The sequence below is a fragment of the Kitasatospora sp. NPDC004799 genome (genome assembly GCF_040609095.1).
Lineage (GTDB): Bacteria > Actinomycetota > Actinomycetes > Streptomycetales > Streptomycetaceae > Kitasatospora.
Genome location: NZ_JBEXJK010000310.1, coordinates 1 through 9,775 on the forward strand (window position 1 = coordinate 1; position 9,775 = coordinate 9,775).

Annotated in this window: 9 protein-coding genes; 5 read left to right on the plus strand and 4 right to left on the minus strand. The window is 74.5% G+C overall.

Going from position 1 to position 9,775, the window contains the following annotated elements; genetic code table 11:
- On the plus strand, window positions 1–2,482 hold a 2,482-nt coding region (locus ABZW03_RS29905), incomplete at its 5' end, for a DUF2156 domain-containing protein (protein WP_355264996.1).
- A gap of 113 nt (window positions 2,483–2,595) precedes the next feature.
- On the opposite strand, the gene ABZW03_RS29910 is transcribed toward ABZW03_RS29905, so the two are convergent.
- The gene (locus tag ABZW03_RS29910; protein ID WP_355264999.1) at window positions 2,596–3,021 is read right to left on the minus strand and encodes an SsgA family sporulation/cell division regulator; all 426 of its coding nucleotides are present in this window, start codon (window positions 3,019–3,021) and stop codon (window positions 2,596–2,598) included.
- Window positions 3,022–3,330: 309 nt separating this feature from the next.
- Here ABZW03_RS29910 and ABZW03_RS29915 point away from each other — a divergent pair, with 309 nt between their 5' ends.
- The 3 genes from ABZW03_RS29915 (at window position 3,331) to ABZW03_RS29925 (ending at window position 7,134) form a co-directional block, all read left to right on the plus strand.
- Window positions 3,331–5,163, plus strand: a complete 1,833-nt coding sequence (locus tag ABZW03_RS29915) for a DEAD/DEAH box helicase (RefSeq protein ID WP_355265017.1) — start codon at window positions 3,331–3,333, stop codon at window positions 5,161–5,163.
- Between the two features lie 432 nt (window positions 5,164–5,595).
- Window positions 5,596–6,246, plus strand: coding sequence for a helix-turn-helix domain-containing protein (locus tag ABZW03_RS29920; RefSeq protein ID WP_049654777.1), 651 nt, complete (start codon window positions 5,596–5,598; stop codon window positions 6,244–6,246).
- Window positions 6,247–6,327: 81 nt separating this feature from the next.
- The gene (locus ABZW03_RS29925) at window positions 6,328–7,134 is read left to right on the plus strand and encodes a S16 family serine protease (protein ID WP_355265002.1); all 807 of its coding nucleotides are present in this window, start codon (window positions 6,328–6,330) and stop codon (window positions 7,132–7,134) included.
- A 41-nt stretch (window positions 7,135–7,175) separates the two neighbouring features.
- Here the strand turns inward: ABZW03_RS29925 and ABZW03_RS29930 are convergent, their stop codons facing one another.
- Both ABZW03_RS29930 and ABZW03_RS29935 read right to left on the minus strand, forming a co-directional pair.
- A complete protein-coding gene (locus ABZW03_RS29930) occupies window positions 7,176–7,946 on the minus strand; it encodes an IclR family transcriptional regulator C-terminal domain-containing protein (protein WP_355265005.1) in 771 nt (256 codons plus the stop codon).
- Window positions 7,947–8,098: 152 nt separating this feature from the next.
- Complete coding sequence (locus tag ABZW03_RS29935; protein WP_355265008.1) at window positions 8,099–8,656, minus strand: Lrp/AsnC family transcriptional regulator; 558 nt, start codon at window positions 8,654–8,656, stop codon at window positions 8,099–8,101.
- Between the two features lie 227 nt (window positions 8,657–8,883).
- Here ABZW03_RS29935 and ABZW03_RS29940 point away from each other — a divergent pair, with 227 nt between their 5' ends.
- Window positions 8,884–9,426, plus strand: coding sequence for a VOC family protein (locus ABZW03_RS29940; protein ID WP_355265011.1), 543 nt, complete (start codon window positions 8,884–8,886; stop codon window positions 9,424–9,426).
- A gap of 26 nt (window positions 9,427–9,452) precedes the next feature.
- On the opposite strand, the gene ABZW03_RS29945 is transcribed toward ABZW03_RS29940, so the two are convergent.
- Window positions 9,453–9,674 (minus strand): hypothetical protein, encoded by a 222-nt coding sequence (locus ABZW03_RS29945; RefSeq protein ID WP_355265014.1) that lies wholly within the window; start codon window positions 9,672–9,674, stop codon window positions 9,453–9,455.
- Window positions 9,675–9,775 lie beyond the last annotated feature (101 nt).

The window sequence follows — 9,775 nt, forward strand, 5'->3', positions numbered from 1 at the left end:
GCCCCCGGTCACCCGGACGCCGGAGCCGCGCCCGCAGCGGGCCCGGCGGGCGGCCCGGGTGCTCGGCGACCGGCTGCGCTCGGCGCCGCTGACGCTGACCCTGCTGGCCGGGCTCTGGCTGCTCGGCGCGGCCACCGGCAGCCTGGGCCACGGCCCGGCCGACCGGCTGCTGGAGCGGGCCGGGACCGGCCTGCCCACCCTGGCCGAGGGCCGCTGGTGGACGCCGGTCAGCTCGATGCTCTGGTGCTCGGGCAGCGGCTCGTACGTCTTCACCACCCTGCTGCTGCTCCTGGTCGGCCCGGCCGCCGAGCACCGGCTCGGGCGGTGGCGCACCCTCGCGGTGCTGGTCGGCGGGCAGGTCGTCGGCACCCTGCTGGGCACCGCGCTGGTCGCGTTCGGCTCGGCGGTCGGGGAGCCGTGGACCGCCTCGGTGGAGGACCAGATCTCGGTCGGCCCCGGCGTCGGCGTGTTCGCGCTGGCCGGGGTGCTCGGGTACCGCCTCACCGTGCTCTGGCGCCGCCGGCTGCACCTGCTGGTGCTGCTCGTCCCGCTGGTGATGACGCTGTACGTGGGCCACCTGCAGAGCGTCCAGCGGTGCGCCGCCGCGCTGGCCGGGCTCGGCCTGGGCGCGCTGGTCAGCCGGGGCCGCCCGCACCTGCGCACCCACCGCTCCTCGCACTCCGAGACCCGGGTGCTGGTCGCGCTCTGCCTGGTCGCCGCCGCCTTCGGGCCGCTGCTCGCCTCGCTGTACGACAACGCCAGCGGGCCGTTCAACACCTTCTCCGAGCTGTACTTCTCGCACCGGCTCAGCCCGGAGGAGGTGGCCGACTTCTGCGCGGTCTCGGCGCACGACTGCGCCCGGGCGCACGCCGTCGTCCGGATCTTCGACACCCCGGGCCGGATGATGGCCGCGCTGTTCCCGGCGTTGCTGCTGGTGCTGGCCGAGGGGCTGCGCCGGGGGCTGCGGTTCGCCTGGCTGGTCACCGTGGCCACCGAACTGCTCTGGGCGGCGCTGCTGTGCTGGCTGTACCTGGACGCCGGGCCGGTCGGCCGGGACGTGGTGCAGTACTTCGTCGAGGCGCTGCTGCTGCCGGTGCTGACCACCGTCCTGCTGGTGGCCACCCGCAAGCGGTTCCCGCTGCGGCTGTCCCGCCGCTCGGTGCGCCGGCTGGCCCTGGTGCTCGGCGGCGCGGCGCTCGCCTCCGCGGCCGCCTACGTGGGAATCGGGCGGCTGGTGGCCGGGGAGTTCGAGCCGGGGGCGACCGCCCGGCGGCTGGTGGCCGGGCTGCCGGCCCAGTTCCTGCCGCCCGCGTACAACGACCTGCTGCCGGACTACCCGATCGCGGTCGGCCCGGTGGCGCGGCTGCTGGAGACGTACTGCGGGCTGGCGTTCTGGGCGGTCGCGCTGGCGGTGCTGCTGTCGGTCTTCCGCCGCCCGGTGCTGCACACCGACGCGGCGGCGGCCGCCCGGGCGCGGGCGCTGCTGACCGAGCACGGCGGCGGGACGCTCTCGTTCATCGCCACCTGGGACGGCAACCACTACTGGTTCGACGAGGAGGGCCGGGCCGCCGTCGCCTACCGGGTGGTGGGCACCGTCGCGCTGACCACCGGCGACCCGTTCGGCGCGCCGCAGGACCGGGCCCGGGCGGTGGCCGGCTTCGCCCGCCACTGCGACGCCCGCGGCTGGACGCCGTGCTTCTACAGCGTCTCCGGTGAGACCAGGGCCGCCGCCGCGCAGCTCGGCTGGCGCTCGGTGCAGGTCGCCGAGGACACCGTGGTGCCGCTGCCCGAGCTGGCCTTCACCGGCCGCAAGTGGCAGGACATCCGCACCGCTCTCAACAAGGCCGGCAAGCAGGGCATCAGCGCGGAGTGGTGGGCGTACCACGAGGCGCCGCTCGCGCTGCGGGAGCAGATCCGGGCGATCTCCGAGGAATGGGTCTCGGAGAAGGGCCTGCCGGAGATGGGCTTCACGCTCGGCGGGCTGGCGGAGCTGGACGACCCGGACGTGCGGGTGCTGATCGCGGTGGACGAGCAGCGGGTGGTGCACGGGCTGACCAGCTGGATGCCGGTGTACGAGGACGGCGTGCCGGTCGGCTGGACGCTGGACTTCATGCGCCGGCGCTCGGACGGCTTCCGCGGCGTCAGCGAGTTCCTGATCGCCTCGGCCGCGCTCGGCTTCAAGGCGGAGGGCGCGCGCTTCCTGTCGCTCTCGGGCGCGCCGCTGGCCCGCACCGGGCAGGACGAGGAGCCCACCGGGCTGCAGCGGATGCTGGACTGGATGGGCAAGGTGCTGGAGCCGGTGTACGGCTTCCGCTCGCTGCTGGCGTTCAAGGCGAAGTTCCAGCCGGAGTACCGGCCGATGTACATGGCGTACCCCGACCCGGCCGCGCTGCCCGGCATCACCAGGGCGATCGGCAAGGCGTACCTGCCGCACCTGACGGCGGCGCAGGGCGTCCGGCTGATGCGCAGGCTCTCGGGCTGATCCGCCCCTCTGGTCCGCCCGTCGGGCGGGCGGAGGGACGGCCGTACGGGCTTCCCGGGCCCCGGACCCGGGTCGCCGCCGACGGACGTCACGGTCCGGAAGCGCGGCCCCCGTCAGCCCAGCAGCTGGGCGAGGGCGTGGTCGGCGTCCAGGTGCAGGTGCTCCTCGCCCTCGGGGACGAGCAGCCGGCTGCGCCACAGGAAGCGGCGCAGGTCGGCGGTGTCGAACTGGAGCAGCGCGGTGCCCTCGGGGGCCCGCAGCTCGACCATGGTGCGCCGGCCGACCGCGGGCCGGACGTGCACGTCGCCGACGCCGGCCGGCAGCTCGATGCCGGCCGAGAGCAGCTGGCGGGCGAAGATCCAGACGATGTCCGCGCTGTCCCGGCGCTCGGCCGGGTCGTCCAGCGAGAACTCGGAGGGGAAGGCCATCCGGACGGCCAGCGGGTCCTCCGGCAGGTAGGAGAGCACCACCCGCAGCCGGACGGAGCGGTGGGCGGAGAGGATCAGGCGGGCCTGGACGGTCTCTTCGACGGTGCGCACGGGCGGGTCCCTTCGGTTCGGTGCGAGGCCGCGCTGCGGCATGTGGGGTGGTGCGGCCTCACCCTGGTGAGAGTCCTGGGGCCGGTGGTGATTACCCGGTTCCACGAGGTATCCGGTGTGATCCGGGTCACATCGATTTCCGGCCGTCCGGGCCCGGCGCGGGCCGTCGCCTGGAGGCCCGAACGGCGCCGGGCCGGTAGGCTGGGCGGGTTGTCCGATCGCCGCCCGACCGCGGGACGAGGCCGCAAAACCGCCTCTGACCTGCGATGATCCCCCTCGGAGACCGTGAGTACTGCCGCCGCCTCCTCGATGCCGCTGTTCTCCGACGCCCCGGAGTCCCAGGCGCCCGTCCGGTCCGCCGGCCATGCCGCGCCCGCCGGTTCGCACCACCTCTCCCCGGCCTTCCCCGGCCGCGCCCCCTGGGGCACCGCGGGCAAGCTGCGGGCCTGGCAGCAGGGCGCGCTGGACAAGTACATCGAGACGCAGCCGCGCGACTTCCTCGCGGTCGCCACCCCGGGTGCAGGCAAGACCACCTTCGCGCTCACCCTCGCCTCGTACCTGCTGCACAACCACCTGGTGCAGCAGGTGACCGTCGTCGCGCCGACCGAGCACCTGAAGAAGCAGTGGGCCGAGGCCGCCGCGCGCATAGGCATCAAGCTGGACCCGGCGTACTCCTCCGGGCCGCTGTCCCGGGAGTACCACGGCATCGTGGTCACCTACGCGGGCGTCGGCGTGAACCCGATGCTGCACCGCAACCGGACCGAGGCCCGCAAGACCCTCGTGATCATGGACGAGATCCACCACGCCGGTGACTCCAAGTCCTGGGGCGAGGCCTGCTTCGAGGCCTTCGAGCCGGCCACCCGCCGGCTGGCGCTGACCGGTACGCCGTTCCGCTCGGACACCAACCCGATCCCCTTCGTGGCGTACGAGGCCGGCGGCGACGGCATCCGCAAGTCCGTCGCCGACTACACCTACGGCTACGGGCACGCGCTGGCCGACCACGTCGTCCGCCCGGTGATCTTCCTCAGCTACAGCGGCAACATGCGCTGGCGCACCAAGTCCGGCGACGAGCTGGAGGCCCGGCTCGGCGAGCCGATGACCAAGGACCTGATCGCCCAGGCCTGGCGCACCGCGCTGTCCCCGCAGGGCGAGTGGATCCCGGCCGTGCTCCAGGCCGCCGACCGGCGCCTCACCGAGGTCCGCAAGGCGATCCCGGACGCCGGCGGCCTGGTGATCGCCACCGACCAGAACGTGGCCCGCGCCTACGCCAAGATGCTGCGCGAGATCAGCGGCGAGAAGGTCACCCTGGTGCTCTCGGACGAGGCCGAGGCGTCCAAGCGGATCTCCGACTACGCGGAGGGCACCTCGCGCTGGATGGTCGCCGTCCGCATGGTGTCCGAGGGCGTCGACGTGCCCCGGCTCTGCGTCGGCGTGTACGCGACCTCGATCTCCACCCCGCTGTTCTTCGCCCAGGCCGTCGGCCGCTTCGTGCGCGCCCGCAAGCGCGGCGAGACCGCCTCGGTGTTCCTGCCGACCATCCCGCTGCTGCTGGGCTTCGCCAACGAGATGGAACTCCAGCGCGACCACGTGCTGGACCGGCCGAAGAAGGAGGGCGAGGGCCTCTTCGACGAGGAGGACCGGCTGCTCGCCGAGGCCGAGCGGGCCAACGACGGGCCGGACGGCGCGGGCGGCGAGGAGTTCTCCTACGAGGCGCTGGGCTCCGACGCGGTCTTCGACCGGGTGCTGTACAACGCCATGGAGTTCGGCATGCAGGCCCACCCGGGGAGCGAGGAGGAGGAGGACTACCTCGGCATCCCGGGCCTGCTGGAGCCGGACCAGGTGCAGATGCTGCTCCAGAAGCGCCAGCACCGGCAGATCCAGCGCAGCAAGACCAAGCCCGCCGAGGAGGCCGACCTGCTGGAGCTGCCGGCCGAGCAGCGGCCGGTGGTCACCCACCAGGAGCTGCGGGAGCTGCGCAAGGAGCTGAACGCGCTGGTGGCCGCCTGGCACCACCGCACCAGCCAGCCGCACGGCACCATCCACAACGAGCTGCGCCGCCAGTGCGGCGGGCCGCTCACCGCGCAGGCCACCGCGAACCAGCTCCGGGCGCGGATCGCGAAGATCCGGGAGTGGGCCAAATAGGGGAGCCCGGGGGCGGCGCGTCCTGAGCGGGCGCGGAAACGTTTCGGCAGGGGCGGGGCCGCGGCCCTGCCCCTGGCCCTGCGCCCGGCCCTGTTCCGGGTGCCCGTCCGCCCCGGCGCGTCCGGACATCGGACCGGGGGCGCGTCCGCACCCCGGCGCACCCGGCGAATCGCGGGGATTCGTCCCGATTCCGCGGCGGTGTTGAAGTCGATCACGCCCGAATTTTGGACAACCACTTCCGTCGCGTCATTTCCTTCACTACCTTTCCCCCACGCTCTTCCACCGGGCAACCCCCGCGGAACGGCGCCGCAGGAGCGTGCGCGTCAAGGACGACGCCGTGCGCTCCGAGCGCGGCCACCCCCACCTGCGCGCGACACCGGCCTTGGAACGGCGCCGCCCGCCCCGCGAGCGCCGCGGAAAGGATTGCCCGTCGTGACTGCCGAGACCTCCCAGACCCTGGACCGCGGCGTCCGGGTCCTCAAGCTCCTCGCCGACTCCGAGCGGGGGCTCACCGTCACCGAGCTGGCCGCCCGGCTGGCCGTCAACCGGACCGTGGTCTACCGGCTGCTGGCCACCCTGGAGCAGCACGGCCTGGTCCGCCGGGACATCGGTGGCCGCGCCCGGGTGGGCCTCGGCGTGCTGCGCCTGGCCCACCGGGTGCACCCGCTGCTGCGCGAGGCCGCCCTCCCGGCCCTGCGCAGCCTCGCCGAGGACCTCGGCGCCACCGCCCACCTGACCCTGGTGGACGGCAACGAGGCGCTGGCCGTCGCGGTGGTCGAGCCCAGCTGGACCGACTTCCACGTCGCCTACCGGACCGGCCTGCGGCACCCGCTCACCGAGAGCGCGGCCGGCCGGGCGATCCTGGAGGCGCGCACCTTCCCCAGCCAGCGTCGGCCCGAGCAGGGCTTCGTCATCACCCGGGCGGAGGAGCAGTCCGGAGCGAGCGGGGCGGCCGCCGCGCTGGTCGGGCTGAGCGGCATCGAGGGCAGCGTCGGCGTGGTGATGCTGAACGGCATGGTGCCCGAGCGGGTCGGCCCCCGGGTGGTGGAGGCGGCGACCGAGGTGGCCGACGCCCTGAGGTAGCGCGGACGGCCGATCCCGCCCCGGGCCAGGAGCGCCCCGGAGGCGAGCGGGCGAGTCACAGAGTGTGTTTGGATTCCCTCTGTGTCCGACACCAAGCTCTCCAAGGCCCTCGCCTCCCCGCGGACCCGCGCGCTCACGCTGTGCGGGGTGCTGGTCGCCGCGCTGTTCGGCGTGGCCGCCTTCGTCCCGCTGCCGTACACCCTCACCTGGCCGGGCCTGACCGCGGACACCCTGGGCTCGTACGAGGGCAAGCCGGTGCTCACCATCACCGGGGCGCCGCTGCGCACCACCGAGGGCGAGCTGCGGATGGTCACCATCACGGCGACCAACGCCGGGCAGCGGAACACCTTCTGGCGGTCGATGCAGGCGTGGTTCGACCCGAAGGAGGCGGTCCGCCCGACCGAGACGGTCTACCCGGAGACCAACCCGGTGAAGGCCGACGAGGCGACCGCCCAGCAGATGGCCGAGTCGCAGGACGCGGCCACCGCGGCCGCGCTGGGCTACCTCCACCTGTCGCCGGACCAGGTGAAGGTCAAGGTCGACCTGGGCGCGGTCGGCGGCCCGAGCGCCGGCCAGATGCTGGCGCTGGGCATCGTCGACAAGCTGGCCGGCGACGGCAAGGGCGGCGACCTCACCGGCGGGCTCACCATCGCCGGCACCGGCACCATCGACAAGGACGGCACCGTCGGCCCGGTCGGCGGCGTCCCGCTGAAGACGCAGGCGGCCGCCCGGGACGGCGCGACGGTGTTCCTGCTGCCCAAGGACGAGTGCGCGGACGCCCGGGTGAACACCCCGAAGTCGCTGCGCCTGGTGCCGGTCGGCACCCTCGGCGAGGCGGTCTCCGCCCTCCAGGCGCTGAAGAGCGGCGGCAGCGTCCCCTCCTGCTGACCGGGCCGCCCCCCGCACGGGGTCGGCCCGGTCCGGGAGGGTCAGATCCCGAAGGCCACCGCGGCGAAGTCGTCGCCCATCCGGGTGCGCAGCTGGGCGGCGATCCCGGCCAGCCGGTGGGCCTGGGCCATCGGCAGCGAGACCGAGATCGCGCCGATCCCGTTGCCCGCGACGATCGGCACCGCCGCGCCCGCCGTACCGAGCGCGTACTCCTGGAACTGGGTGATCGGGGCGGCCTGCCGCGGGCCCTGGCGCGGCAGCAGCGGCAGGCAGGCCGGGTCCCGCAGGGTGTACGGGGTGAACGGCACCATCGGGTAGCGGGCCAGGTGGGCCCGGCGCTCCTCGGCGGTCATCATGGCCAGCAGGGTCTTGCCGGCCGCGTGGGCGTGCGCGGCGGCCCGGTAGCAGTGCCGGTCGATCAGCGGCGCGCCGGGGGCCTCGGCGGCTTCGACCAGTTCCACCTCGCCGTGCCGGTACCAGGTGAAGTAGACGGCGGCGGACAGCTCGTCGGCGAGCACGCCGAGCAGCGCCTTGAGCCGGGCCCGGCCGGTGGCCGGACCGTCGTCCCGGACCAGCCCGGCGACCGCGGGGCCGATCAGGTAGTGGCCGCTGCGGCGCTCCAGGTAGTGGTCGTGCACCAGGGTGCGGAGCAGGTGGTAGGCCGTGCCCAGGGCGAGGTCGGTGTCCCGGGCGAGCTGCTTGGCGGTGGCGCCCTTGGGGTAGCGGGCGGCCGTCTCCAGCAGGCGCAGGGCGCGCTGCGCGGAGGCGATGAGGGTGGGGGCGGTACCGTCGGCCGCGACGGCGTTCGTCATGCCGGGGCCGACCCGGGGGAGGGCGCGGCTGCCACGGGTATCAGTGGGCCGGAGGGCGGCGCGAGGGTTTGTAGAACGTTCATATATAAATTTTGGCGCCATCGGGGCCTCCTGCCTACGCCGGATCGGTGCGTCGGTCCCCCCGGACCCGCCTACTCGGCGGCGGCCTGGTCCACCAGCGGCAGGATCCGGTACGGCACCGGGTTCTCCAGCACGATCGCGGTGGAGGAGCGGACGATCCCGTCGAAGCCCAGCACCCGGTCGATCACCCGCTGCAGGTCGGCGTTGGACCGGGCCACGATCCGCACCAGCATGTCCCCGATCCCGGTGATGGTGTGCAGTTCCAGCACCTCCGGCACGCTCGCCAGGTGCGCCCGCACGTCCGCGCCCTGGCCCTGGGAGATCTCCAGGGTGGCGAAGGCCGTCACCGGGTAGCCGATCGCCGCCGGGTCCACCTCCGGGCCGAAGCCGCCGATCACGCCCTTCGCCTGGAGCCGGTCCAGCCGGGCCTGCACGGTGCCCCGGGCGACCTGCAGCCGGCGCGAGCACTCCAGCACCCCGATCCGCGGCTCCTCGGCGAGCAGCCGGATCAGCCGGCCGTCCAGGGAGTCGATGGTGTCGTTGGAGCTGCCCGCCGGTGCGGCGGAAGCGCCGTGCGGGGCGCCGGAGTCGGACGAGCCGGGGGAGCTCGGGGCGTGGGCGGGGGGCATCGCGGCACCGTCCTGTGGTGGGCATTCTGTACAGCGGCGCGGCCGATTCTCCCGCTCCGGGGCGCAGCTTGACCAGGAGGAAACGGAACAGTTGCGCGCAGGTCGCCCCGGCGCCACCCTCCAGCCACACCCCCGTGCGCAGGGCTCCACCCCCGGTGCCGGGGACGGCCGGGACGGTTCGTGCACCTCCGGCCGGGATGGTCCGTACGCCGACCGGGAGGGCAGTCATGACCGACACCGCAGCCGAACCCGCGCTGTTCGGGGCGGGCCCCGGACCGGACCCGGCGGAGGCGGGGCCGCTGCCCACGGGCCGCGCCGACGCGGTGGTCTTCGCGGTCGCCGACGCCGGGCGGACGGCCCGCCGCTACTGCGCCGCGCTCGGGCTGCGCTGTACCGCGTACGCCGGGCCGGAGACCGGAGAGCCGGAGACGCTCTCGTACGTGCTGGACGCGCCGGGGACGCGGATCGTGCTCTCCTCCCCGGTGCGGACCACCGGGCCGCGCGGCCGGGAGCTGGCCGCGTACCTGGACCGGTACGGGGACGGGGTGCTGGACCTCGCGGTGAGCGTGCCGGACGTCTACTACGCCTACGACTACGCGGTGGACCGGGGCGCGCTGTCGCTGGCCGAGCCGTACGAGGCGCGGGACGACTACGGCGCGGTGGTGCTGGCCACCATCGGGGTGCCGGGCGGGACCAGGCACACCCTGGTGGACCGGGCGGGGTACGCGGGGCCGTACCTGCCGGGGTACGTGCCGTGCGACGGCTTCTGACGGAGCGCCCGGTCCGCGGAGGGGTCTCAGCGGACCACGGTCTCCACGACCGGCGGGTGGCCGTTCCAGGAGGCGAAGACCGAGTTGGCCTCGTCGCCCCGGGTGAAGTCGACCCGCAGCCACTGGCCGTTGGTGTTCGTCCACACCTGCATCTGCCAGCCCGGGTCCGGGGTGGCGGAGACCAGGGTGGCCCGGTCCGGCTTCAGGTCCAGCGCGACCTTGCCGCCCGGGATCGGGTAGCTCTTCACCGTGGACGTCGCGCCGCCGGACGGCGCCACCTGCCCGCTACCCGTCACCGCCGACACCACCCTGACCGCACTCCTGTCCGCCCAGTGCCTCGCCTTCCTCC

Excerpts from the sequence above, each read along its gene's own strand:
- ABZW03_RS29915 (WP_355265017.1), top strand. The coding sequence starts at position 3,331 with ATGCCGCTGTTCTCCGACGCCCCGGAGTCCCAGGCGCCCGTCCGGTCC.
- ABZW03_RS29930 (WP_355265005.1), bottom strand. The coding sequence starts at position 7,946 with ATGACGAACGCCGTCGCGGCCGACGGTACCGCCCCCACCCTCATCGCC.
- ABZW03_RS29935 (WP_355265008.1), bottom strand. The coding sequence starts at position 8,656 with ATGCCCCCCGCCCACGCCCCGAGCTCCCCCGGCTCGTCCGACTCCGGC.
- ABZW03_RS29940 (WP_355265011.1), top strand. The coding sequence starts at position 8,884 with ATGACCGACACCGCAGCCGAACCCGCGCTGTTCGGGGCGGGCCCCGGA.